A 23165-nucleotide genomic window follows, 5' to 3' on the forward strand; every position below is an offset into this window, starting at 1 on the left:
GACCGGACGGCCGGTCGGATCAGACGCTGTCCGCAGGTCGCCACTCGCTGGCGAGCAGCGACCAGACCGCCATGTCCCTCCGGACCCCGCGGTAGGGGAAGTTCTCGCGGAGCACACCGTCACAGGTCATGCCGAGCCTCCGGGCGACATTGATGCTGCGGATGTTGTCCGGCGAGACCCGCCACTCGATGCGGCTCATACCGCGCTCCCCGAAAGCCCAGTCGACCAGCCGCCGGGCGGACCGGACGACCAGCCCCCGGCCCTCGGCCGCGGGCTCGAGCCAGCAGCCGATCTCGCACACCCCCGACTCGGTGTCGAACACCGGGAACATGACGCCGCCCACGAGTGAGCCGTCGAGCCAGATCCCGTAGATCCGTCCGGTGTCGGCGGCCTGCCGGTCGGCATAGGAACGCAGGACCTTCACCGCCGACTCGAGGTCGGTCGTCCGGGTCGCCCACGGGATCCACGGGTCGACCCCCGCGCGGGCGCGGTCGATGTGGGCGAGGAACTCCGGCGCCTGCCAGGGTTCGAGAGGCCGGAGTTCGGCTCCGTCGCCGAGATCCACGGTGAACATGCCGTCCTCGTGATTCAGTCGCGGTTGGTCACGAGCGGCTCGGTGTCGCTCGGCCGCTGCGCGGGAATCGTCGCATGCCGCAGCTCTTCCGGTGCCTCGATGCTGAACTTCGGCATGATCCGGTCCAGCCGGCGGGGCAGCCACCAGTTGGCGCCGCCGAGCATGTGCATGAGCGCCGGCACGAGGAGCGTCCGCAGCACGAACGCGTCGAGGGCGACCGCGCTGGCGAGTCCGATGCCGAACATCGCGATGATCCGGTCGCCGGAGAGCACGAAGGCGGAGAAGACCGCGATCATGATCACTGCGGCAGAGTTGATCACCCGGCTGGTCTCGGCGAGACCGACCCGGACCGCGCGCCGGTTGTCCCGCGTCTCCTGCCACTCCTCGTACATCCGGCTCACCAGGAAGACCTGGTAGTCCATGGAGAGGCCGAACAGCACCGCGACCATGATCACTGGCAGGAAGGGCTCGATGGGGCCGGCCTGCCCGAGGCCCAGGAGTTCACTCCCCCAGCCCCACTGGAAGATCGCCACGACTATGCCGAACGAGGAGGCCACCGCCATGATGTTCATGGCCGCCGCCTTGAGCGGGATGCCGATGCTGCGGAAGGCGAGCAGGAGCAGCAGGCAGCCGAGGGCAACCACCACGCCCACGAAGGTCGGGAGCTTCCCGATGATCACGGATGCGAAGTCCTGCTGGGAGGCGGTCGGGCCGCCGACGAGCACGTCGAGGGAGGATCCGTCGGTGGCGTCGGGGAGCACGTCCTCCCGCAGGTGGTCGACGAGCTGCGCGGTCTCCTGGTCCTGGGGAGCGCTCTCCGGGATGACGGTGATGGTTCCGGTGCCGCCGTCCGGGCTGACCTCGCCCGGCGAGGCCTGGGCGACCCCGTCGGTGGCGTTCAGGGTCTCGGTCAGCTGCTGGAAATCGGCCTTCTCCTTCTGGCCGTCGAGATCGGCGACCAGGGTCAGCGGGCCGTTGGTACCGGGGCCGAAGCCCTCGGCGAGGTGGTCGTACGCCTGCCGCGTGGTGCTGGTCTGCGGATTGTTGCCCTGGTCGGAGCTGCCGAGGTTGAGGGACAGCGTGGGCAGGGCGAGCGCGGCCATGAGCGCGATCGCCGTGACGCCGAGCACCTTCGGGTGCCGTTCGACGAAGGCCGACCATCGGGCGGCGAAGCCGGTGGGGATCTCCGGCTTGGGACCGTGCTCGGTGAGGGCCCGGCGGTCGCGCCGGCCCAGCGCCTTCATCCCGATCATGCCGAGCAGGGCCGGGAGCAGGGTGACCGAGGCAGCAACGGTCAGCACCACGGTGAGCGATGCGGCGATGGCCACGCCGTTGAGGAAGTTCAGCCGGAGGACCAGCATGCCGAGCAGGGCGATGCAGACCGTCGCGCCGGCGAACACCACGGCGCGGCCCGAGGTGGCCACGGCCTGCCGGGCCGCTTCGCCGACGGGCAGGCCCCGGCGCAGTCCGCGACGGTGCCGGGTGACGATGAACAGGGCGTAGTCGATGCCCACGCCGAGTCCGATGAGGGTGCCGAGCATGGGGGCGAAGTCGGCGACGGTCATCGCGTGGCCGAGCAGGCCGATGCCCAGATAGGCGGTTCCGACACTGACCAGAGCGGTGGCGATGGGCAGCAGCATCGCGGCGACGGAGCCGAAGGCGAGGAAGAGCACCACGGCCGCGACCAGGATGCCGACGATCTCGCTGGTGTGAGCAGTCGTCTTCTCGGTGAGTGCGGCGCCGGCCCCGCCCACGTCGACGCTCAGGCTGCCGGTCTCGGCGTCCTCGGCGGTGTCGACGACCTTCTGCACCTCACCGCGCTGGAGGTCGTCCGAGGGCTTGTCGAAGGTGACGGAGGCGTAGGCCGTGCGGCCGTCCTTGCTCACCTGCGCGGCGCCGTCGGCACCGTACGGGCTCTTGACGTCGCTGACACCGGGCAATGCCTCGACCTTGTCGAGGGTCTCGGCCATCCGGTCCTCGACGCCGGCGGCCCTCACGGTGCCCTTGTCGGTCTGCCAGACGATCGTGTCCGTGTTGCCGCTCTGACCGGGGAAGGCCTCCTGGACCATGCGACCGGCCTTGCCGGCCTCGGTGCCGGGGACGTCGTAGTTGTTCGAGAACGACGAACCGGCCACCACCGACGCCACCGCGACCCCCGCGAACGCCGCGAGCCACATGAGCACGACGACGAGACGCCGCCGGAGACACCACTGGGCGAGAAAGCCCATACGCCACTTCTCCCTGAACGTTCGAAGACCCCTTCCGGCCGGCAGGCCTCGTGGGGGGGTTGCAGGATGTGCCGGAATCACCCTGACATGCGATCTGACCGATTTGGGCGCTTCGTGGGCATCGTCACAGCGGAAACCCGGCGGGTGTGGGCGGCGTCACCCGGGAACCGCCGCGGCGCTCACGCGCCGGGCCGCCAGGCGCACAATGCCGCGTGGCCGCCCCTCGCGGTGAGGGGCGGCCACGCGGCGGTGTTTCCGGCTCAAGCCGTCCGGCTCAGCCCTGGCCGCCGAGCCTCTCGAGGATCAGCTCGCGGACCCGGGCCGCGTCGGCCTGGCCGCGCGTGGCCTTCATCACAGCGCCGACGAGAGCGCCCGCGGCCTGCACCTTGCCGCCACGGATCTTGTCCGCGACGGCCTGGTTGCCGGCGATGGCCTCGTCGACGGCGGCACCGAGTGCGGAGTCGTCGGAGACGACCTTCAGACCGCGTTTCTCGACGACCGTGTCCGGATCGCCCTCGCCGGCCAGCACGCCCTCGATGACCTGGCGCGCCAGCTTGTCGTTCAGCGAGCCCTCGGACACCAGCGCGGCGACCCGGGCCACCTGGGCCGGGGTGATCGGCAGGGCCGACAGTTCGACGCCGTCCTCGTTCGCCCGGCGGGCCAGCTCACCCATCCACCACTTGCGGGCCTGGTCGGCGGCGGCACCGGCCTCGATGGTCGCCACGATCGACGGGATCGCGCCGGCGTTCAGCACCGACTGCATCTCGTGGTCGGACAGTCCCCACTCGGCCTTCAGCCGCTGACGCTGCACGCGGGGCAGCTCCGGCAGCGTGTTCCGCAGCTCCTCGACCCACTCACGGGACGGGGCCACCGGCACCAGGTCGGGCTCGGGGAAGTAGCGGTAGTCCTCCGCCTCCTCCTTGACCCGGCCCGAGGTGGTCGAGCCGTCGTCCTCGTGGAAGTGGCGGGTCTCCTGGACGATCGTCCCGCCGTCGCCCAGCACGGCGGCGTGGCGCATGATCTCGTAACGAGCGGCCCGCTCGACCGACCGCAGCGAGTTGACGTTCTTCGTCTCCGAGCGGGTGCCGAACTTCTCCTGGCCCTTCGGGCGCAGCGACAGGTTGACGTCGCAGCGCATCTGACCCATCTCCATGCGCGCCTCGGAGACACCCAGCGCCTTGATCAGCTCGCGGAGTTCGGCGACGTAGGCCTTCGCGACCTCCGGCGCCCTGTCCCCGGCCCCGACGATCGGCTTGGTGACGATCTCGATGAGCGGGATACCGGCCCGGTTGTAGTCGAGCAGCGAGTGCGAGGCGCCGTGGATGCGGCCGGTGGCACCGCCCACGTGCGTGGACTTGCCGGTGTCCTCCTCCATGTGGGCACGCTCGATCTCGACCCGGAAGGTCTCCCCCTCGACCTCGACGTCGAGGTAGCCGTCGAAGGCGATCGGCTCGTCGTACTGCGAAGTCTGGAAGTTCTTCGGCATGTCCGGATAGAAGTAGTTCTTCCGGGCGAAGCGGCACCATTCGGCGATCTTGCAGTTCAGTGCGAGGCCGATCCGGACGGCGGACTCGATGCCGGTGGCGTTCACCACCGGGAGCGAGCCGGGCATGCCGAGACAGGTGGGGCAGGTCTGCGAGTTGGGTTCGGCGCCCAGGGCGGTGGAGCACCCGCAGAACATCTTGGTCGCGGTGCCGAGCTCGACGTGGACCTCGAGGCCCATCACGGGCTCGTAGGACGCCAGGGCGTCCTCGTACGACACCAGTTCAGTGACGGTCACGGAAAACTTACCTCTCAGCCCAACAGGACGTCGTCGTCGCCCAGGCGGCGCAGTTCGCGCACCAGCAGGGCGACGCCGGTGACGATGGCGACGGCCGACACCGCGGCGTCGGCGAGCATCAGCCGGTCGCTCTCGGCACGGGCGTTCTTGACCTGCTTCACGACGCTGACCGCCCCGAACAGCGAGGTGCCGATGGACAGGTACAGGCCGGGCTTGGACTTCTTGAAGCCCTTGGCCTTCTGCAGCTTGTTGCTCACAGCGACGGTGCCTCCTCGAGCAGCGGATGTCCCCAGCGGGCCTGGAACGCGGCCTCGACTGCCGCGCCTACCCGATAGAGCCGATCATCAGCCATGGCGGGGGCGATGATCTGGAGACCCACCGGCAGCCCGTCCTCCGGAGCGAGTCCGCAGGGCAGGGACATGGCGGCGTTGCCGGCCAGGTTCGCCGGAATGGTGCACAGGTCGGCAAGGTACATGGCCATCGGGTCGTCGGCGCGCTCGCCGATCGGGAACGCCGTGGTCGGGGTGGTCGGCGAGACCAGCACGTCGACCTGCTCGAAGGCCTGGGCGAAGTCCCGGGTGATCAGGGTGCGGACCTTCTGCGCCGAGCCGTAGTAGGCGTCGTAGTAACCGGACGACAGCGCGTAGGTGCCGAGCATGATCCGGCGCTTGACCTCGGCTCCGAAACCCGCTGCGCGGGTGAGCGACGTGACGTCCTCGGCCGAGCGGGTTCCGTCGTCGCCGACCCGCAGGCCGTAGCGCATGGCGTCGAACCGGGCGAGGTTCGAGGAGCACTCGGACGGGGCGATCAGGTAGTAGGCGGCCAGCGCCAGGTCGAACGACGGGCAGGAGATCTCGACGATCTCCGCGCCCAGCTCACGCAGCAGCTCCACGGACTCGTTGAACCGCTGCATGACTCCGGCCTGATAGCCCTCACCGCCGAACTCCTTGACGACGCCGACGCGCATGCCCGCGACGTCGCCGTTGCGGGCGGCCTCGACGACCGGCGGAACCGGGGCGTCGATGGAGGTGGAGTCGAGCGGGTCGTGCCCCGCGATCACCTCGTGCAGCAGGGCGGCGTCCAGGACCGTACGGGCGCACGGCCCGCCCTGGTCGAGGGAGGAGGAGAAGGCGACCATGCCGTAGCGGGAGACCGCGCCGTACGTCGGCTTGACGCCGACGGTGCCGGTGACGGCCGCCGGCTGGCGGATGGAGCCGCCGGTGTCCGTGCCGATGGCGAGCGCGGCCTCGTACGAGGCGATGGCGGCCGAGGAGCCGCCGCCCGAGCCGCCGGGGATACGGGTGAGGTCCCACGGGTTGCCGGTGGGGCCGTAGGCGCTGTTCTCGGTGGAGGACCCCATGGCGAACTCGTCCATGTTGGTCTTGCCGAGGATGACGACGCCGGCGTCCTTGAGGCGCTTGGTCAGCGTCGCGTCGTACGGCGGGATCCAGCCCTCGAGGATCTTGGAGCCGACCGTGGTCGGCACGCCTTCGGTGGTGAAGATGTCCTTGAGGGCGAGCGGCACGCCGGCCAGCGGCCCGAGCTCCTCGCCGCGCTCGCGCTTGGCATCGACGGCACGCGCCTGGGCGAGCGCGCCCTCGCGGTCCACGTGCAGGAAGGCGTGCACCTTCTCGTCCACGGCGTCGATACGGGCCAGATGGGCCTCGGTGACCGCGACGGCCGTCACCTCGCCGGAGGCGATCCTGGCAGCGGTCTCCGCAGCCGTGAGCCTGGTGAGATCGGTCATGTCGGTCACTCCTCGCCCAGGATCTGCGGCACCTTGAAACGCTGCTGCTCCTGTGCCGGGGCTCCGGACAGTGCCTGCTGCGGGGTCAGTGACGGACGGACCTCGTCCGCCCGCATCACGTTGGTGAGCGGAAGCGGGTGGGAGGTGGGCGGTACGTCCTCGTCGGCCACATCGGAAACGCGGGCGACCGCGCCGATGATGTCGTCGAGCTGCTCGGCGAAGTGGTCCAGCTCTTCGGCCTGCAGCTCCAGACGTGCCAGCCGTGCGAGGTGGGCGACCTCCTCGCGCGTGATGCCAGGCATGCAGCGATCCTCAGGGTCAGTTTTCGGGTATCGCCGCCAATCCTATGGCTCCGGCGGCCCGCCTCGCGAAACGGTCGCCTCAGCTGCGGCCCGGCGGGAGCGCCGAGGCCTGCCTCCGGCTGCGGAGCGGTCGCGCGTCCCGGGCCCCGCGGGGACGGTCCCTCTCGCCCCGCAGCTGCAGCCAGGCGGTCGCCTCCTCGGGGGGCATCGCGGCCGCGACCAACCAGCCCTGGATGGCGTCGCAGCCCAGGTCGCGCAGCCGCTCCCAGGTCTCGTCGTCCTCGACGCCCTCGGCGACGACGCGCAGGCCCAGGGAGTGGGCGAGGTCCACGGTGCAGCGGACGATCTCCGCGTCCTGCGCGTCCACCGCGAGGCGTGCCACGAAGGAACGGTCGATCTTGAGTTCGCTCACCGGCAGCCGTCGCAGGTGGACGAGTGACGAGTAGCCGGTGCCGAAGTCGTCCAGGGACATGCGCACCCCGTGCCCGGCCAGCGCGGCCAGGGTGTCGGCAGCCCGCTGCGGGTCCTCGAGCAGGACGTGTTCGGTGATCTCCAGCTGGAGCGAGGCAGGGGGTACGCCGTGCCGGGCCAGGCGTGCCGCGACCGATCCGGCGAAGCCCGGGGAGTGCACGTCGCGCGGGGAGACGTTGACGGCCACCGGGACGTCCAGCCCCTCGTCCCGCCACCGGGCCACCTGGCCGAGGGCCTTCTCCAGGACGTAGTCGGTCAGTTGGGGCATCAGCCCGGACGACTCGGCGATCGCGATGAACGTCTCCGGGCTGACCCGCCCGCGATCGGGGTGCACCCAGCGGACGAGCGCCTCCAGGCCGGCGACCCGGCCGTCGAAGCCGACCTTGGGCTGGTAGTGCAGTTCGACGTCGCCGGCGTCGAGCGCCCGGCGCAGATCGCCGAGGAGGCCGAGGCGGTCGGGTGTGTTGCCATCCCGCTTGGCCTCGTAGACCTCGACACCGCTGCGGTCCCGCTTGGCCTGGTACATCGCCACGTCCGCGCGGCGCAGCAGGCCCTCGGGGTCGAGGGCGTCGTCGGGGAAGACGGCGACCCCGGCACTGGCCTCCAACATCAGGGTCAGTCCGTCGATGTCGAGGGGAGAGCCGAGGGCGCCGACGAGCTCGCGGGCCACGCGCTTGGCGCTGGTCGCGGAGCCGGCCGAGGGGAGAAGCACGGCGAACTCGTCCCCGCCCAGGCGAGCGGACTCGGCGTCACGGGGCAGGGCGCGCCGGAGCCGTTCGGCGATCTGGAGCAGCAGCCGGTCCCCGGCCAGGTGTCCGAGGGTGTCGTTGACGGAACGGAACCGGTCGAGGTCGATCAGGACGAGCGCCGAGCGGACGCCCTGCCGTTCGGCTTCCCCGAGCGCGGTCCGGGTGCGGTCGAGGAGCCACTGGCGGTTCGGCAGTCCGGTGAGCGGGTCGCGGAGCTGCTCCTCGGCGCGGGCGCGGGCGATCCACAGGGTGGAGTCGATGGCGATGAGCGGCACGACGAACAGCGGCAGCAGGACCGGCTTGTTGATCGCGACGACACAGATCAGCGGGGCGTTGCCGATCAGGGCGACACCGACGAGCGCCTGGCGGAGAAGAGTGGTGCGGGAAACCGAGCGCAGCGGGCGGCCGTGCGGCCGGGTGCAGTACCAGAGGAGGGCGCGGGTCACCCCGAGATAGCAGGCGGCGGCCGTGATGATCTCGGGGACGACCCAGGCGTCCCAGAAGGCCGGGTCCCAGGGCCGGGCGATACTCGGGACGGTGCCGAATCCTGCCAGGGCGAGGGCCGCCGCGCCGGTTCCCATGACGTCGACCGAGCCGTGCAGCAGGCTCTCGCGCCAGCGGTGGTGGCGGGCCACGCCCACCGGCACGACGACGGCGAGACCGACGAAGACGGCCGGCAGCCACCCGTAGGCGAACTGGACACCGAGGGTGAGGGATGCGGCGGAACCCGTGCCGCCCCAGGAGCGCGCACCGCCCAGGGCCAGCAGGTGCACCACCACGGCGCCGATGAGGACGACGAGCGGCCAGAGGACCGATGCCTCGAGGAAGGGCTCCGGGGCGGCGACGACTGCGTGGCACAGGGCGGTCGCCACCGCCAGCGCGGCCCCGAGGATCACGGCGTTCGGCAGCACCGGGGACGCGAGAGCCGCGGCCCGGCGCAGCCAGGAGGCCGGATCGGCACTCTCGATCGGCTTCATTCCGGTCCCTCTCACAGCAGACGCCGCCCGGGCCCTCTCATGACATCCGATCCGATGCCATCACGTCCGAGGTCCGGCACGCATCCGTGCACGACGCACACACGTTCCCCACAGTAAGCCGCCGGAGCCCAAAGAGGCAGCGTCTGAAGGGTGTTGCCCGGATGACGACCCGGCAATCCGTCCTATCTGGTACGGGCCGAACGAGTGAGACCTGACACTCATTCGGGTGCGGGAAGCGCAGCCTCCCGAGCGGCGTCGGAACCCTGTTCGAGCAGCACGGCGAAGCCCGATTCGTCGAGGACCGGCACGTTCAGCTGGACCGCCTTGTCGTACTTGGATCCAGGACTGTCACCCACGACCACGAAACCGGTTCTTTTCGAAACCGATCCCGTCACCTTGGCTCCACGGCTCTGCAACGCCTCTTTCGCGCCATCTCTGGTGTAGGACTGCAGCGTCCCCGTGACGACGACCGTGACGCCGTCCAGCGGGCGCGGGCCCTCGTCCTCGGCGCCCTCCTCCTCGAGCAGCACGCCGGCCGCTCGCCACTTGTCCACGATGTCGCGGTGCCAGTCGACGGCGAACCACTCCTTCACGGAGGCGGCGATGATGCCGCCGACGCCCTCCACCGCCGCGAGTTCCTCCTCGCTCGCCTCCGCGATCCGGTCCAGCGACCGGAACTCCCGGGCCAGCGCGTCGGCGGCGACCGGACCCACGTGACGGATCGACAGGCCGGTGATGATCCTGGCGAGCGGACGTTCCTTGGCCGCCGCGATGTTCTCCAGCATGGCGAGGGAGTTCTTCTTCGGCTCGCCCTTCTGGTTGGCGAAGAAGGTGACGACCTTCTCCTCCCCCGTCTTCGGGTCGCGTTTGGGCAGCCCGCTGTCGGGGTCCAGCACGTGGGACTTGATGGGCAGCAGCTGCTCGACGTCCAGGTCGAACAGGTCGCCCTCGTCCTTCAGCGGCGGTTCGGCGGGCTCGAGGGGCTGGGTCAGCGCGGCCGCAGCGACATAGCCGAGGTTCTCGATGTCGAGGCACTTGCGGCCCGCGAGGTAGAAGATGCGCTCCCGCAGCTGGGCCGGGCAGTAGCGGGCGTTGGGGCAACGCAGGTCGACGTCGCCCTCCTTCATCGGCTGCAGCGCCGTCCCGCAGTCCGGGCACTCGGCGGGCATGACGAACTCCCGCTCGCTGCCGTCCCGCAGCTCGGTGACGGGCCCGAGAATTTCGGGGATCACGTCACCCGCCTTGCGGAGCACCACGGTGTCGCCGACGAGAACGCCCTTGGCCTTGACGACGTCCTGGTTGTGCAGGGTGGCGAACTCCACCTCCGAACCGGCGACCGTGACCGGCTCGACCACCGCGTACGGCGTGACCCGGCCGGTGCGGCCGACGCCCACCCGGATGTCGACCAGCCGGGTGTTGACCTCCTCCGGCGGGTACTTCCAGGCGATCGCCCAGCGCGGGGCACGCGACGTCGAGCCCAGCCGCCCCTGGAGGCGGATCTCGTCGACCTTCACCACGACGCCGTCGATCTCGTGCTCGAGCGAGTGCCGGTTGTCGCCGTAGTGGGCGATGAACCCCCGCACGCCCTCCAGCGAGTCGACCACCCGGCTGTGACCGGGCGCCGGCAGACCCCACTCGCGCAGCAGGTCGTAGGCCTGCGACTGGCGGTCGATGTCGAAACCCTCACGGGCGCCCACGCCGTGCACCACCATGCGCAGCGACCGGCCGGCGGTGACCTTCGGGTCCTTCTGGCGCAGCGAACCGGCCGCGGCGTTGCGGGGGTTGGCGAACGGCGGCTTGCCCGCCTCCACCAGGAGGGCGTTGAGCTCCTCGAACCGCTCCATCGGGAAGAACACCTCGCCGCGGACCTCGACGAGCTCGGGGATCCGCTCCCCGGTCAGCCGGTTCGGGATGTCCGCGATGGTCCGCACGTTGGGGGTGATGTCCTCGCCGGTGCGGCCGTCGCCCCGGGTCGCCGCCCGGGTGAGCCGGCCGTGCTCGTACGTGAGGTTGACGGCGAGACCGTCAACCTTCGGCTCGCACAGGAAGTGGTACGAGGTGCCGGCCAGCTCCCGGGCGATGCGCTCGGCCCAGACCGCGAGTTCCTCCTGGTCGAAGGCGTTGTCCAGGCTCAGCATGCGCTCTCGGTGCTGCACGGCCGTGAACTCGGTTTCGTACGCCCCGGCCACCTTCTGCGTCGGCGAATCCGGGGTGCGCAGCTGCGGGTACCGGGCCTCGAGCTCCTCCAGGGCGCGCATCAGCCGGTCGAACTCGGCATCGCTGACGACCGGGGCGTCCTTCACGTAGTACCGGAAGCGGTGCTCCTCGACCTGCTCGGCGAGGCGTGCGTGCTGCTCCCGCTCCGTCGCAGGGACTGATGCGTCCTGTTCGCCGGCCACCGTACGTCCTCCCGTTCCCACCGTCACTCAGGGTTGTCGGCGAGCGACCTCGCCGCACGGACGCAATGGGCCTGCACGGCGCGGGCGTAGGCGGGGGACGCCCCCGCGAGCCCGCACGACGGAGTGACGACCACGGACTCGGCGAGAGTCCCCGGTGACAGCCCCAGCCTGCGCCACAGCGTCCTGACACCCATGACGCTACCGGCCGGGTCCGACAACGGGGTGTCGGTGCCCGGGACGACTCCGGCGAACAGGGTCGTCCCGCCCTCGACGGCCTCGCCGATCTGCTCGTCGTCACGCTCGGTGAGAAGCGACGCGTCGAAAGAGACGCCCGCCGCTCCGGCCCGTCGGATCAGGGCGAACGGGACGTCCGGGGCACAGGAGTGCACGATCACAGGTCCGCCGGACACCGCCATCACGTCGCGCATGGCGCCCTCGACCACCGCCCGGTCCACGGCGCGGTGGGTGCGGTAGCCGCTGGCCGTGCGCACCTGCCCGCGCAGAACCGCGATCAGCGAGGGCTCGTCGAGCTGGAGCACCACGTCGGCGCCGGGCACCCGCCTGCGCACCTCGGCCAGATGCGCCCGCAGGCCGTCCGCGAGCGAGGCCGCCAGATCCCGGCAGGCCCCGGCGTCGGAGAGGAATGCCTCCCCGCCGCGCAGTTCGAGGGCGGTGGCGAGGGTCCACGGGCCGGCGGCCTGCACCTTGAGCGGACCGGTCCACCCCTGCGTGAACTCCTCCAGGGCGTCGAGGTCCTCCCGCATCCAGGCCCATGACCGCCGGGTGTCCCGCCCGGGCCGGTCACTGATGCGCCAGCCACTGGGCTCGACGTGCCCGTACATCTCGACGAGCAGGCCGAGGCTGCGTCCGGTCATGTCCGCTCCCGGGCCGCGGCCCGGGAGCTCGGCCAGGTACGGAAACGCCTCGAACGACCCGGTGACGGTCTTCGCGGCCTCCCGGGCGTCCCCGCCCGGCATCGAGCCCACGCCGGTCGCGGCGCCGGGCCCCCAATTGCGCTTGGTTGTCTCGCTCACCCCGGAAGCCTACGAGCTCTCAGCCGCCCGGTCGCACGGAGAGGTCGGTGATCTCGGCGTCGCGCGGCAGGTCCAGGGCGGTGAGCACGGTGGTGGCCACCGAACCGGGGTGGATCCAGCGCGACGGGTCGTACGGCTTGCCCTCCTGCTGGTGGACCTTCTGCTGCATCGGGGTGGCCGTCCGGCCCGGGTAGACCGAGGTGACGCGGACGCCGTTGTCGTGCTCCTCCAGGCGCAGCGCGTCGGCGAGCGCCTTGAGTCCGTGCTTGCTCGCCGCGTACGCGCCCCACTGGCCGTTCGCCCGCAGCCCCGCGCCGGAGTTCACGAACACCACGTGCCCCTGGGAAAGCCGCAGTTGGGGCAGCAGAAGCCGGGTCAGCTCGGCGGGGGAGACGAGATTCACGGCCAGCTGGGCGGTCCACGTCCTCGGGGCCAGCTCCGCCACCGTGCCGAGGTCCACGACGCCCGCGCAGTGCACGAGCGAGTCCAGCCGGTCCGGCAGCTCCTGGTGGCCGAACGCCCAGGACAGCTTGTCGGGGGTCGCCAGGTCACCGACGAGCGTCCGCGCGGCGGGGAAACGCTCCCTGAGCTCCTTGCCCCGTGCGGCGTCGCGGACGAGCAGCCAGACGTCGTCGCCGCGCTCGGCCAGCCGCTGGGTGACGGCGGCGCCGATGCCAGACCCCGCTCCGGTGATCAGATGTGCAGTCATGTCCCCAGCTTGCCTCACGGTGCGGGAGCGGGTTTCACGAGCCGTGTGCTCACGCCTCGAGCAGGGTCAGGGCCTCGGCTCCGTCGTCGGCGAAGTGCACGAGGGAGTCCAGCGGCAGCGGCAGGAATCCGTCGGCGTCCATGCGTCGCAGCTGCTGCTGGAGACCGTCGTAGAAGCCGGCTGCGTTCAGCAGCACCACCGGCTTGCCGTGCAGGCCGTGCTTCTTCAGTTCGAGGATCTCGGTCGCCTCGTCGAGCGTGCCGAGGCCGCCCACCATCACCACGACGGCATCGGCCCGGTCGAGCAGCTGGGCCTTGCGCTCGGCGAGGTCGCGGGCGACCACCATCTCATCGACGCCCTGGCGTGCCTTGTGGGCGAGGAAGTCCACGGAGACGCCGGCCAGCCGGCCGCCCGCGGCCTGCACACCGTCCGCCATCACCTTCATCAGGCCGGTGTCCGAGCCGCCCCAGATCATGGTGTGGCCGGCCTTGCCGATGAGTTCGGCGAAGGCACGGGCGGGGCGCACGTAGTGCTCGTCGAGGTCGGCGGCCGAGCAGAAGACGGTGATATTCATGCAGCCACTCTAGGAAGCCGCCGTCCGGGCCGGTGCGCGGCCTCCGGGCACGGACCGGCCACGCCGCGGGGCTCACCTCCGCGCGGGGGTGAGGACGACGAAGTCGGCACCCGAGGGATCGAGGCAGACCGCGAGCCGCCCCACGCCCTCCGCGGTCTCCGGCCCCATCTGCACGGTGCCGCCGTTCGCGGTGACCTCGGCGACGGTGGCGTCGCAGTCCGCGGACGCGAACACCGGGTGCCAGTACGGCCGGCCGCCGGCCGGGGCGAGCGCCTGCCCCGGCACCTGCATGAGCCCTCCCTGCATCCACTCCTGCCCCTGGCCCTGGGGAGTGATCATCCAGTAGGTCGTCGAGGCATCGCCCGGCACCGGCATGCCGTCGAACGTCCAGCCGAAGAGATCGCCGTAGAAAGCCTTCGCGGCCTCGCCGTCGGTCGTGTAGAGCTCGGTCCAGGACAGCGTCCCCGGCTCGTTCAGCTTCTCGACGCCCCGGGTCTCCCCCGGCTGCCACACGGCGAACTGCCCGCCCTGCGGGTCGCTGAACTGCGCCATGCGGCCCTGGCCGTCGGCGTCGGTCGGCGGAACCCGGACCGTGCCGCCCGTCCGCTCCACAGCGGCGGCCACGGCGTCCGCGTCGGGAGTGTGGAAGTACAGCATCCAGGCCGAGCGCGCACCCTTCTCGGTGAGCGGTCCGACACCGCCGACGATGCGTCCGCCGCTCCTGAAGAGGCCGAACCGGCCCTCGTCCATCTCCATGAACTCGGGCTCCCAGCCGAACACCTCGGCGTAGAAGTCGGCCGCGGCGGTGACGTCGGGAGCGCCCAGATCCAGCCAGCAGGGCGCGCCCGGGACGTACTCGGTCGAGAGCATGGTGGTTCCCTTCCCGGTGGCGGTACGAGCAGCCTGGCACCGCTCCCCGGGGTGCGCCCGTCATGCGGTCCGATCGGGTCACGAGGGCGCTCGGACAGCCGGGCCGGGCGGGCCGTGGCGGGGGTACCGGTACGGTCAGGCCCTGCCCGCGGCGGCTTCCCGTTCCAGCCCCAGGACCGTGATCTTCTTGCCGAACAGGGTGTCCATGCGGCGCTGGGAGAACCCCACGCGCTCGGCGACCTTGAGCGACGCCTGGTTCGCCGGATCGATCATCGCAGTGAAGTAGTCGGCGTCCAGCCGGTCGAAACCCCACTCGGCGCAGGCCCGGGCGGCCTCGGTGGCGTACCCGTTGCCCCAGGCCCCGGGCCTGAGGACCCAGCCGATCTCGATCTCGTCGAACTGCCGCCAGTAGTGCAGCCCGCACCGGCCGAGGAACTCCCCCGTCTCCTTCGACTCGACGGCGCAGAGACCGTGACCGCGCCCGGACCACTGCAACTCGACCTGGGTGAGCCGCTCCAGGGCCTGGTCGGGGGTGAAGTGCGGGACGAAGCGGTGGACTTGCGGGTCCGCATGCAGCTCGACGATCAGGTCCACATCGGCTGTCGTCAACGGACGCAGGACAAGGCGTTCGGTCTCGATCACCCCGCGACCGTACCCCTCTTGGCCGGTTTCGGTACCCCGAAAGCAGCTTCTCGATTCTGACCCGGGGTCACATCATTCGCGGTCCGGGGTCAGCTGTCGGTGTCCTTCGGATGCCGCGTGGACGCCTGGACGAGGTGAACGGTCCAATGCGGCTGATCCACGAGGTAACGCACCCGCCCGCCGGACGTCACCTCGTACTCCCACTGGGGATACGCGAAGCCCCCCAGGACAGCGGTGGCCAGGCGTCCCCGCAGACGGTGCTGCCGATAGGGATCGGACGTGGACATGGAGTCGGTGCGCAATGCCTCGAAACAGCAGCGCGTATTTCCTGGTGCTTCCGCGACCAAGTCACCCCAGCCGGCCGCTTCATTGGTTGCGAACCGAAGCCGCCATTCGTTGCCGATGCAGGGTGGAGCGACGTCGTCACCGCGCTTCGGGCTCACGGAGCGGCGACCTCTCCGTGATCCTCAGCAGGCAGTTCGCGGGTGAGCTTCGCGGTCAGTTCCGGGTCGGCAAGGATCCGCGCCGTGGCCCGCCATTCGACGATGACGCGGTGCAGGTTGGCGTGCACGTCCAGTTCGACCGCGTCCTGCGTCGCATCGACGAGGTCGAGCACGAACTGCCGGACCTCCTCCGCCGACAGGTGCCGAACCCAAGGAAAGACCACCGGCAGCGCGACCAGTACGGCTCTCGCGCCGTCGTCCTTGCCGATGAGCGCCGAGAACAACCCGGCCGTGACGTCGGCGGTCTCCTCGCGCTGCTGATCGTGCCGCGCGGTGGTGAGGAAAAGGTCCTCCCCGTCGCGGCGCGTGATGTGCACGCGCTGAGCACGGTCGAGCGTGTCGGCGACGCGCTTCGAGTTCTTCGACAGCTCGGAGAACGAGACAGTGGGAGTGGACATGCCTCACGTAATTCGGAACGTGTTCCGAATTCAAATCGGGCGGGTGGCCTCCCGCGCACGCTCCGTGGTCGCGATGGTGGCCGAACCGACGACGCGGGTGCCGTCGTAGAGCACGATCGCCTGGCCCGGGGCGACCCCGCGCACGGCCTCCGTGAATTCCACCCGCAGCTCCTCCCCGACGGGCTCGGCCGTCACCTCGGTCTCACCGCCGTGCGCCCGCAGCTGTGCGGTGTAGGTGCCGGGACCGGAGGGGGCCGTTCCGCACCAGCGGGGCCGGATCGCGGTCAGGCCCGTGACGTCCAGTGCCTCGGAGGGGCCGACGGTGACGGTGTTGTTCACCGGGGAGATGTCCAGGACGTAGCGCGGCTTGCCGTCCGGGGCCGGGACACCGAGACGCAGCCCCTTGCGCTGGCCGATGGTGTAACCGTAGGTGCCGGTGTGGGTTCCCAGCCTCGTGCCGTCCTCGTCGACGATGTCGCCCTCGGCCTCGCCGAGGTGCTTGGCGAGGAAGCCCTGGGTATCGCCGTCGGCGATGAAGCAGATGTCGTGGCTGTCGGGCTTCCTGGCGACGGCCAGGCCGCGGAGCTCCGCCTCCGCGCGGATCTCGCCCTTGGTCGTGAGGGTGTCGCCGAGCGGGAACATGGCGTGGGCCAGCTGCCGCTCGTCCAGAACACCGAGGACGTACGACTGGTCCTTGGCCATGTCGGAGGCCCGGTGCAGCTCACGGCTGCCGTCCTCGCGCAGCACGACGGTGGCGTAGTGGCCGGTGCACACCGCGTCGAACCCGAGGGCGAGGGCCTTGTCGAGCAGCGCCGCGAACTTGATCTTCTCGTTGCAGCGCAGGCAGGGGTTCGGGGTACGGCCGGCCGCGTACTCGTCGACGAAGTCCTGGACGACGTCCTCGCGGAAGCGCTCGGCGAGGTCCCATACGTAGAAGGGGATGCCGATGACGTCGGCCGCCCGGCGGGCGTCGCGGGAGTCCTCGACGGTGCAGCAGCCGCGGGCCCCTGTGCGGAACGACTGCGGATTGGCGGACAGGGCGAGGTGCACGCCGGTCACGTCATGGCCCGCCTCGGCCGCGCGGGCGGCGGCGACGGCGGAGTCGACACCGCCGGACATGGCGGCGAGAACGCGCAGGCGGCGTCCCTCGCGGGGACCTGTGGGAGCACCGGGGAAGTCAGTCATAGCCCTACCAGGGTACGGGGGCGCCCGAGCCCCGGGTGCAGATCGGTCGGGGCGGGGTGCAGGCGGGTTCCGGCCGGGTGGAACCATCCGGGGCCGCACACGCGTTTCCCGTCCGGGACGCCGCCCCGGGAATCTCCGCACCCCGGCCCCGCGTCCGCACGGAACCGAACGAGCAGAGCCGAACGGGGGCGCCGTGGCGCAGGGCCGGAGCCGGGGGATCAGCAGGAGGCGCCTGCTGGTCGCGGGCGGTGCGGCCGCCGGGCTGGGGGTGGGCGGCCACCTGGGCTCGGACCACCTCGAGCGCTGGTACTGGCGGCTGCCGGGCACGGACAAGCCGCGTACGGAGGGCGCCGTCGACCACGCCGGTGCGGAGTGGATACCTGCGTCGGACGCGAATCTGCGCCGGGCCAGCAGGCCGTGGGACTACGTGGTGGACCGGGTCGTCGTGCACCTGCCGCAGGCCACCTACCCGGTCACGCTGAAGGTGTTCCAGGACCCCGGGCACGGGGCGGCCTCGCACTACGTGGTGCGGTCCTCGGACGGGCACGTCGCGCAGATGGTGCGCGAGCTCGACGTCGCCCACCACGCCGGCAACCGCGAGTACAACGAGCGCAGCGTCGGCATCGAGCACGAGGGCTGGGTGGACCGTCCCCATTACCTCACCGACACGATGTACCGCTCCTCGGCACGGCTGACCGCAGGCATCTGCCGCCGGTACGCAATCCCGGTGGACCGCCGGCACATCATCGGGCACCACGAGGTCCCGGGGGCCGACCACACCGACCCCGGGCCGCTGTGGGACTGGGGCCGGTATCTGCGGATGGTCCGGACGGCCTGACCGGAAGGCCGCCGAGCGCCGCCACGCGCCCCCTCGGGGCGGGGCTCAGCTGAGTCCGGCGGTACGCGCCCGCTCGACGGCAGGGCCGATGGCGTCGGCCAGGGCGTCCACGTCGACCCGGGTGGAGGTGTGCCCGAGGCTGAACCGCAGGGTGCCGCGGGCCAGGTCTGCGCTGCTGCCGGTCGCCAGCACGACGTGGCTGGGCTGGGCGACGCCGGCGGTGCACGCCGAACCCGTGGAGCACTCGATGCCCTGGGCGTCGAGGAGCAGCAGCAGCGAGTCGCCCTCGCAGCCGGGGAAGGAGAAGTGTGCGTTGGCGGGCAAGCGCCCCGCAGGGTCGGGGTCGCCGCCCAGGACGGCGTCGGGCACGGCCGTCTGCACCGCCCGCACCAGGTCGTCGCGCAGGGCGCCGACCTCGCGGGCGAACTCCTTGCGGCGTTCGGCGGCGATCCGCCCGGCGACGGCGAATCCCGCGATGGCGGGGACGTCGAGGGTTCCGGAGCGGACGTGCCGCTCCTGACCGCCCCCGTGCAGCAGCGGCACGGGGGCGTACTCGCGGCGCAGCAGCAGGGCCCCGATCCCGTAGGGCCCGCCGACCTTGTGGCCGGAGACGGTCAGGGCTGCGAGACCGGTGGCGGAGAAGTCGAGCTCCAGCTGACCGAAGGCCTGGACGGCGTCCGCGTGCATGGGGACGTCGAACTCCCGGGCGATTCGGGCGAGTTCGATGACCGGCATGATCGTGCCGATTTCATTGTTGGCCCACATGACCGTGACCAGGGCGACGTCCGAGGGGTCCCGGGCGATCGCCTCGCGCAGGGCGTCGGGGCTGACCCGGCCCAGCTCGTCGACGGGCAGGTACTCGACCGAGGCACCCTCGTGCTCGGCCAGCCAGTGGACGGCGTCGAGGACCGCGTGGTGTTCGACCGGGCTGGTGAGCACCCGGGTGCGGCGCGGGTCGGCCGCCCGGCGCGACCAGTACAGGCCCTTGATCGCGAGGTTGTCGGACTCGGTGCCGCCCCCGGTGAAGACGATCTCGCTCGGTCGTGCCCCGAGTGCGACGGCCAGGCTCTCGCGGGACTCCTCGACGGTCCGGCGGGCCCGCCGGCCTGCCGCGTGGAGGGAGGACGCGTTGCCGGCGGCGGTCAGCTGGGCGGTCATCGCCCGCACCGCCTCGGGGAGCATCGGGGTGGTGGCGGCGTGGTCGAGGTAGGCCATGGTGGGACCGATTCTACGAGCCGCGGCGGGAACGCGTGCGGGGCCGGTGCATCAGGCCCCTCGACACCACGGGAGCGCGTCGTTAGCGTCGCCCGATGACCGACTGGACACTGGACCGCACGTTCACGAGCTCCGCAGGCGACGTCCGGTGGGCGCGCCTCGGGGAACCGGGGGCGCCGCCCGTCGTCCTGCTGCACGGCACCCCGTTCTCCTCCTATGTGTGGCGCGGCGCCGCCCGCGCCCTGGCCCGGCGGTACGACGTCCACGTCTGGGACATGCCCGGTTACGGTGCGTCCGCGAAGTTCGCCGGCCAGGACGTGTCGCTGGCCTCCCAGGGGCGGGTGTTCACCGAGCTGCTGGACCACTGGGGCCTGTCCGAACCGCTGGTGGCCGCCCACGACTTCGGCGGCGCGGTGGCCCTGCGGGCGCACCTGCTGCACGGGGCCCGCTACCGGGGGCTCGCACTGGCCGACCCGGTGGCCCTGGCGCCCTGGGGCTCGCCCGCGTACCGATTGCTCGGCGAGCACGCGGAGGTCTTCGCGGCCCTGCCTCCCGCACTGCACCGCGCCCTGGTCCGGGAGTACGTGAGTTCCGCGAGCAGCCCGGGTCTGCGGCCGGAGGTCCTCGACCGGCTGGTCGAGCCGTGGTGCGGGGACGAGGGACGTCCGGCGTTCCACCGGCAGATCGCGCAGAACGACCAGCGGTTCACCGACGAGATCCAGCACCGCTACGACTCGATCCGCGTTCCGGTTCTGATCTGCTGGGGTGCGGACGACACCTGGATCCCCGTGGTCAAGGCGCACGAGCTGCACGCGGCGGTCCCGGGGTCCCGGCTCCGGATCGTCGTGGGCGCCGGCCACCTGGTCCAGGAGGACACCCCGTCCGAACTGCTCGGCGAGCTCCTGGAGTTCTTCCACGGCCTAGAGTGAACCCTTCGAACGGGCAGGGAGCCGGAGGGGATTGAGGACGATGCCGATTCGGGTACTGGGCAAGGGGGGCCGGATTGCAGGCGGCGTGCTCGTCGGCCTGTTCGCCCTCCAGACGTGCGGCTGGCTCTTCTACGACGTGGGCGGACTCGGCATCGCGGGTGCCTGGGACCTGTGGCTCGGTTCCACGGACGCGAGCAGGCTGGACGCGATTCCCGCGACCACCGCCACCGACCTCGCCCTCCTGGTGCTCCAGATCGGCGCGGTCTTCGCCGCGTTCACCGCGTCCCGGGCCGCCGGCGGCCTGCTGGCTGCCGCCGTGACCACGACACTCCTGTACCGGCTGCCGGTGCTCTGGATCGGCGGGAACCACACCGCGGACGATCCCTGGTACGCGGGGACCGGCGACGACACGGCCGTGGTCCCCGCGATCCTGCTGGCCGTGCTCACCGTACTGCTGGCCGTGGCCGCCGGCATCGCGCTGATCGCCGGCACCCGGCAGTGGCCGCCGGCACCCGCCGTGGACACCGCTGTCCCGGGGTGGCCCGGGCAGCCCGGTCCGCCGTCCGTGCCGCCGCAGGCACCGGAGCCCGCCGAGGCGCCGGTACGACCGGCCGGTGCGGCCGCGGTCGTCTCGGCGCTCGTCCTGGCCCTCCTCGCGCTGGCCAACCTCGCCTGGAACGGGTACCTGGTGGCCCAGGGAGGGATCGGCTTCTGGGGCGGCATGTTCACCGGGTCGGGCACGGTCGCCTCGGTCCTCGCGGTGCCGCCCGCGCTGCGCTGGCTGGTGCTCGCGGCGCTGTGCGGGATGGGCGCGGTCCTGGCCGGCACCCGGTCCACCGCGGCGCGGGGTTTCACCCTGGGTGCCGCACTGCTCCTGGTTCCGGAGAGTGTCCTGACCACCGTGTGGTACCTCGACCGGGGCCTGCTGCTCGAGCTGGGGAACTCGGGTGCGACGGGGGTCGTGAGCCGGCTCCAGACGTTCGTCGCCCTGGTGGGAGGCGTCGCCGTACTCGTGCTGATGGGGCGGGCGGGGGCGCCCGTCGACGCGCAGGGGGCGCCGGTCCTCCAGCGAGCAGCGGCCGGGGCTCTCCCGGGACAACAGCAGGGTGCCGGGGGGTGGCAGCAGGGCTGGGGACGGCCCGCGCCCGGCGGTGCGGTGCAGCCCTCCGGCCCCCCGGCGTGGGGGCCGGACCAGGGAGCGCCGCAATCCGGGCCCGCGCAGCCGCAGCCCGCTCGGCCCGGCCCGGTGCCTCCGCAGCAGACCCCGCCCGGATACGGCTGGCCGCCGCCCCCTGCGCAGCCGCCAGGCCCGCAGCCCCCGGCTCCGCAGGGCGGGTTCGGGCCGCCGCCCCAGGTCTGACCCCGAGCCCGGCCGCTCACGCCCCCCTGGGCGCCCGGGCCAGTTGGCGCGACTGCGCGACGAGCCGGTCGTCGCTGTCCCAGACCTCGGCATCCTCCTCGAGGAAGCCGCCGGCGAGGTTGCGGGTGGTCACCGAGACCCGGAGCGGCCCGGGCGCGGGCCGGCATCTCAGGTGGACGGTGAGCTCGAGGGTCGGCGTCCAGCCGGAAAGCCCGAGGTCGAACGCGGTCGGGGGCAGCGCGTCCACCGCGAGGAGCAGGGCCGGCGGGTCGCTGTCCCGGCCGTCGGCGAGACCGAACCAGGCGCGCATCTCGCCGAGTCCCGAGGGAGCGCCCACGGCCCATCCCGCGGTCGCCGGGTCCAGCCGGAGGTCGAGGCGCTCCATGATGGGCGCGGCATCGGCCATCGGCGGGGCACCGTCCGGTGCCGCGTCCGAGCCGAGGCAGTGCTCGTAGGGCGGGATGGCGGGGGGCTTGGCGGTGGTGCGGACGTCGTCGGGCAGGGCGCCGAGATCCGCGTAGCCGGCGACGATGCGCATCCGTTCGACCTCGTTGCCGTCCTCGTCGTGCTGGAGGAGGGACGCCTGGCCGGTGGACATGGTGCGCCCGGAGCGGACGACTTCCGTCCGGATCACGGCGGGTCCCGGGACGGAGGCCGTGAGGTAGTGCGCGGTGATCGTCACCGGGTCGGGGTGGGGCAGTGCGTCGCCCAGTGCGCGGCCCACCGCCGCGAGGAGGAATCCGCCGTTCACGGCGTTGAAGACCGTCCAGCCCGCGGGCAGGTCGGTGTCGTAGACGCCGGGCTCCCGCAGGACCACGGCCGTGTCCCGGTCGAACTCGCTGTTCCCGATGGATGCCTGTGCCATGCGGCGAACGCTACACCGCGAAGTTACTCGCCGGTAGAGCACCTGTTGCGCCGTTGCTCACACCCAACGGCCCCGCCCACGGACCGGGTTCGCATCCGGTCGGCCGCCCGTCGGTCCCTCCCCACCGCTCCCTCAGATCTGCTCCTCGGTGGCCGAGGAACGGCGGTGGTAGGCCCGTGGTGCCCGCCAGCCGTAGTGCATGGCCAGCAGCCGCAGCACGAAGGCGGTGGCCGCGGCGGCGCTGCCGGTGACCACGGTCAGCTCCTCGAGCCTGATCAGCAGGGCCACGATCGTGGCGCCGATGATCGCCGGAACCGCGTAGAGGTCCCGGTCCCAGCGCAGCAGCGACGGCACCTCGTTGGCGAGGATGTCGCGCAGGACACCGCCGCCCGCTGCGGTCACCAGGCCGAGCGCCACCGACGACGTCAGCCCCAGCCCGTACGCGTACGCCTTGGTGGTGCCCGCCACGCAGAACAGGCCGAGCCCCGCCGCGTCGAACACGTTGACCGCGCCGTTGATCCGCTCCACCTGCGGATGCAGGAAGATCACGCACACCGCGGCGACCAGCGGGGTCAGGAAGTACCCCAGATCCGTGAAGGCGGCGGGCGGCACCGCCCCGATGATCACGTCGCGGATGATCCCGCCGCCCAGCGCCGTGGCCTCCGCCAGCACCGCGATCCCGAACACGTCGAAGTTCTTGCGCACGGCGAGCAGACCGCCGGAGATCGCGAAGACGAAGATGCCGGCGAGATCGAGCGAGTGCTGGACGGAGGGGCTGAACAGATCGGTGAGCACCCGGCAATTGTGCCGGGTGCT

The 23165-nt window shown here is 71.8% G+C and carries 22 protein-coding genes; 3 read left to right on the forward strand and 19 right to left on the reverse strand.

Going from position 1 to position 23165, the window contains the following annotated elements; translation table 11 throughout:
* Positions 1–19: 19 nt before the first annotated feature.
* From M1E25_RS05085 to mnmA, 16 genes are all read right to left on the reverse strand, one after another.
* Positions 20–574: a GNAT family N-acetyltransferase gene (locus M1E25_RS05085; protein ID WP_251410230.1), complete on the reverse strand. Its 555-nt coding sequence runs from the start codon at positions 572–574 to the stop codon at positions 20–22.
* Positions 575–588: 14 nt separating this feature from the next.
* Positions 589–2802: an MMPL family transporter gene (locus tag M1E25_RS05090; RefSeq protein WP_251410233.1), complete on the reverse strand. Its 2214-nt coding sequence runs from the start codon at positions 2800–2802 to the stop codon at positions 589–591.
* A 274-nt stretch (positions 2803–3076) separates the two neighbouring features.
* Positions 3077–4582 carry an Asp-tRNA(Asn)/Glu-tRNA(Gln) amidotransferase subunit GatB gene (gene gatB, locus M1E25_RS05095; protein WP_251410236.1) on the reverse strand — a complete coding sequence of 502 codons (1506 nt, stop codon included), beginning with the start codon at positions 4580–4582 and terminating at the stop codon, positions 3077–3079.
* A gap of 14 nt (positions 4583–4596) precedes the next feature.
* Positions 4597–4839 (reverse strand): hypothetical protein, encoded by a 243-nt coding sequence (locus M1E25_RS05100; RefSeq protein WP_251410239.1) that lies wholly within the window; start codon positions 4837–4839, stop codon positions 4597–4599.
* Positions 4836–6329 carry an Asp-tRNA(Asn)/Glu-tRNA(Gln) amidotransferase subunit GatA gene (gene gatA / locus M1E25_RS05105; RefSeq protein ID WP_251410242.1) on the reverse strand — a complete coding sequence of 498 codons (1494 nt, stop codon included), beginning with the start codon at positions 6327–6329 and terminating at the stop codon, positions 4836–4838. The genes M1E25_RS05100 and gatA overlap by 4 nt, the downstream gene beginning before the upstream one ends.
* A gap of 5 nt (positions 6330–6334) precedes the next feature.
* Complete coding sequence (gatC, locus tag M1E25_RS05110; RefSeq protein WP_251410245.1) at positions 6335–6631, reverse strand: Asp-tRNA(Asn)/Glu-tRNA(Gln) amidotransferase subunit GatC; 297 nt, start codon at positions 6629–6631, stop codon at positions 6335–6337.
* Positions 6632–6710: 79 nt separating this feature from the next.
* Positions 6711–8828, reverse strand: a complete 2118-nt coding sequence (locus tag M1E25_RS05115; protein ID WP_251410248.1) for a putative bifunctional diguanylate cyclase/phosphodiesterase — start codon at positions 8826–8828, stop codon at positions 6711–6713.
* A gap of 218 nt (positions 8829–9046) precedes the next feature.
* The gene (gene ligA, locus M1E25_RS05120) at positions 9047–11227 is read right to left on the reverse strand and encodes an NAD-dependent DNA ligase LigA (protein ID WP_251410251.1); all 2181 of its coding nucleotides are present in this window, start codon (positions 11225–11227) and stop codon (positions 9047–9049) included.
* Positions 11228–11250: 23 nt separating this feature from the next.
* Complete coding sequence (locus M1E25_RS05125; protein WP_251410254.1) at positions 11251–12261, reverse strand: methionine synthase; 1011 nt, start codon at positions 12259–12261, stop codon at positions 11251–11253.
* A 19-nt stretch (positions 12262–12280) separates the two neighbouring features.
* Positions 12281–12970, reverse strand: a complete 690-nt coding sequence (locus tag M1E25_RS05130) for an SDR family oxidoreductase (RefSeq protein WP_251410257.1) — start codon at positions 12968–12970, stop codon at positions 12281–12283.
* Between the two features lie 49 nt (positions 12971–13019).
* The gene (locus tag M1E25_RS05135; protein WP_251410260.1) at positions 13020–13544 is read right to left on the reverse strand and encodes an LOG family protein; all 525 of its coding nucleotides are present in this window, start codon (positions 13542–13544) and stop codon (positions 13020–13022) included.
* Between the two features lie 72 nt (positions 13545–13616).
* Positions 13617–14414 carry a VOC family protein gene (locus tag M1E25_RS05140; RefSeq protein WP_251410263.1) on the reverse strand — a complete coding sequence of 266 codons (798 nt, stop codon included), beginning with the start codon at positions 14412–14414 and terminating at the stop codon, positions 13617–13619.
* A gap of 135 nt (positions 14415–14549) precedes the next feature.
* Entirely contained in the window at positions 14550–15056 is a 507-nt protein-coding gene (locus M1E25_RS05145; protein WP_251410267.1) for a GNAT family N-acetyltransferase, read from the reverse strand.
* An 89-nt stretch (positions 15057–15145) separates the two neighbouring features.
* A complete protein-coding gene (locus M1E25_RS05150) occupies positions 15146–15343 on the reverse strand; it encodes a hypothetical protein (protein WP_251410270.1) in 198 nt (65 codons plus the stop codon).
* 152 nt (positions 15344–15495) lie between these two features.
* On the reverse strand, positions 15496–15957 hold the full coding sequence (locus M1E25_RS05155; protein WP_251410273.1) for a prevent-host-death family protein: 462 nt from the start codon (positions 15955–15957) through the stop codon (positions 15496–15498).
* Positions 15958–15987: 30 nt separating this feature from the next.
* On the reverse strand, positions 15988–17142 hold the full coding sequence (gene mnmA, locus M1E25_RS05160; RefSeq protein WP_251410276.1) for a tRNA 2-thiouridine(34) synthase MnmA: 1155 nt from the start codon (positions 17140–17142) through the stop codon (positions 15988–15990).
* Between the two features lie 193 nt (positions 17143–17335).
* Here mnmA and M1E25_RS05165 point away from each other — a divergent pair, with 193 nt between their 5' ends.
* On the forward strand, positions 17336–17980 hold the full coding sequence (locus tag M1E25_RS05165) for an N-acetylmuramoyl-L-alanine amidase (RefSeq protein ID WP_251410279.1): 645 nt from the start codon (positions 17336–17338) through the stop codon (positions 17978–17980).
* 45 nt (positions 17981–18025) lie between these two features.
* Here the strand turns inward: M1E25_RS05165 and M1E25_RS05170 are convergent, their stop codons facing one another.
* A complete protein-coding gene (locus tag M1E25_RS05170) occupies positions 18026–19195 on the reverse strand; it encodes a cysteine desulfurase family protein (RefSeq protein ID WP_251410282.1) in 1170 nt (389 codons plus the stop codon).
* Between the two features lie 95 nt (positions 19196–19290).
* On the opposite strand from M1E25_RS05170, the gene M1E25_RS05175 reads away from it, so the two are divergent.
* Both M1E25_RS05175 and M1E25_RS05180 read left to right on the forward strand, forming a co-directional pair.
* The gene (locus tag M1E25_RS05175) at positions 19291–20124 is read left to right on the forward strand and encodes an alpha/beta fold hydrolase (RefSeq protein ID WP_251410285.1); all 834 of its coding nucleotides are present in this window, start codon (positions 19291–19293) and stop codon (positions 20122–20124) included.
* Positions 20125–20164: 40 nt separating this feature from the next.
* Positions 20165–21484 (forward strand): hypothetical protein, encoded by a 1320-nt coding sequence (locus M1E25_RS05180; protein WP_251410288.1) that lies wholly within the window; start codon positions 20165–20167, stop codon positions 21482–21484.
* Positions 21485–21500: 16 nt separating this feature from the next.
* On the opposite strand, the gene M1E25_RS05185 is transcribed toward M1E25_RS05180, so the two are convergent.
* Positions 21501–22349 carry a thioesterase family protein gene (locus M1E25_RS05185; protein WP_251410291.1) on the reverse strand — a complete coding sequence of 283 codons (849 nt, stop codon included), beginning with the start codon at positions 22347–22349 and terminating at the stop codon, positions 21501–21503.
* A gap of 132 nt (positions 22350–22481) precedes the next feature.
* On the reverse strand, positions 22482–23144 hold the full coding sequence (locus tag M1E25_RS05190) for a trimeric intracellular cation channel family protein (RefSeq protein ID WP_251410294.1): 663 nt from the start codon (positions 23142–23144) through the stop codon (positions 22482–22484).
* Positions 23145–23165: the final 21 nt, after the last annotated feature.

It is taken from the genome of Streptomyces meridianus, from assembly GCF_023703325.1.
Taxonomy (GTDB): Bacteria; Actinomycetota; Actinomycetes; order Streptomycetales; family Streptomycetaceae; genus Streptomyces; species Streptomyces meridianus.

Bases quoted from the DNA above. Each gene is read 5' to 3' on its own strand.
- M1E25_RS05170 (WP_251410282.1), bottom strand. From the start codon at position 19,195: ATGGCCTACCTCGACCACGCCGCCACCACCCCGATGCTCCCCGAGGCG.
- M1E25_RS05115 (WP_251410248.1), bottom strand. From the start codon at position 8,828: ATGAAGCCGATCGAGAGTGCCGATCCGGCCTCCTGGCTGCGCCGGGCC.
- gatA (WP_251410242.1), bottom strand. From the start codon at position 6,329: ATGACCGATCTCACCAGGCTCACGGCTGCGGAGACCGCTGCCAGGATC.
- M1E25_RS05150 (WP_251410270.1), bottom strand. From the start codon at position 15,343: ATGTCCACGTCCGATCCCTATCGGCAGCACCGTCTGCGGGGACGCCTG.
- M1E25_RS05155 (WP_251410273.1), bottom strand. From the start codon at position 15,957: ATGTCCACTCCCACTGTCTCGTTCTCCGAGCTGTCGAAGAACTCGAAG.
- M1E25_RS05175 (WP_251410285.1), top strand. From the start codon at position 19,291: ATGACCGACTGGACACTGGACCGCACGTTCACGAGCTCCGCAGGCGAC.
- mnmA (WP_251410276.1), bottom strand. From the start codon at position 17,142: ATGACTGACTTCCCCGGTGCTCCCACAGGTCCCCGCGAGGGACGCCGC.
- gatC (WP_251410245.1), bottom strand. From the start codon at position 6,631: ATGCCTGGCATCACGCGCGAGGAGGTCGCCCACCTCGCACGGCTGGCA.
- M1E25_RS05130 (WP_251410257.1), bottom strand. From the start codon at position 12,970: ATGACTGCACATCTGATCACCGGAGCGGGGTCTGGCATCGGCGCCGCC.
- M1E25_RS05185 (WP_251410291.1), bottom strand. From the start codon at position 22,349: ATGGCACAGGCATCCATCGGGAACAGCGAGTTCGACCGGGACACGGCC.
- M1E25_RS05085 (WP_251410230.1), bottom strand. From the start codon at position 574: ATGTTCACCGTGGATCTCGGCGACGGAGCCGAACTCCGGCCTCTCGAA.
- M1E25_RS05180 (WP_251410288.1), top strand. From the start codon at position 20,165: ATGCCGATTCGGGTACTGGGCAAGGGGGGCCGGATTGCAGGCGGCGTG.
- M1E25_RS05135 (WP_251410260.1), bottom strand. From the start codon at position 13,544: ATGAATATCACCGTCTTCTGCTCGGCCGCCGACCTCGACGAGCACTAC.
- M1E25_RS05090 (WP_251410233.1), bottom strand. From the start codon at position 2,802: ATGGGCTTTCTCGCCCAGTGGTGTCTCCGGCGGCGTCTCGTCGTCGTG.
- M1E25_RS05140 (WP_251410263.1), bottom strand. From the start codon at position 14,414: ATGCTCTCGACCGAGTACGTCCCGGGCGCGCCCTGCTGGCTGGATCTG.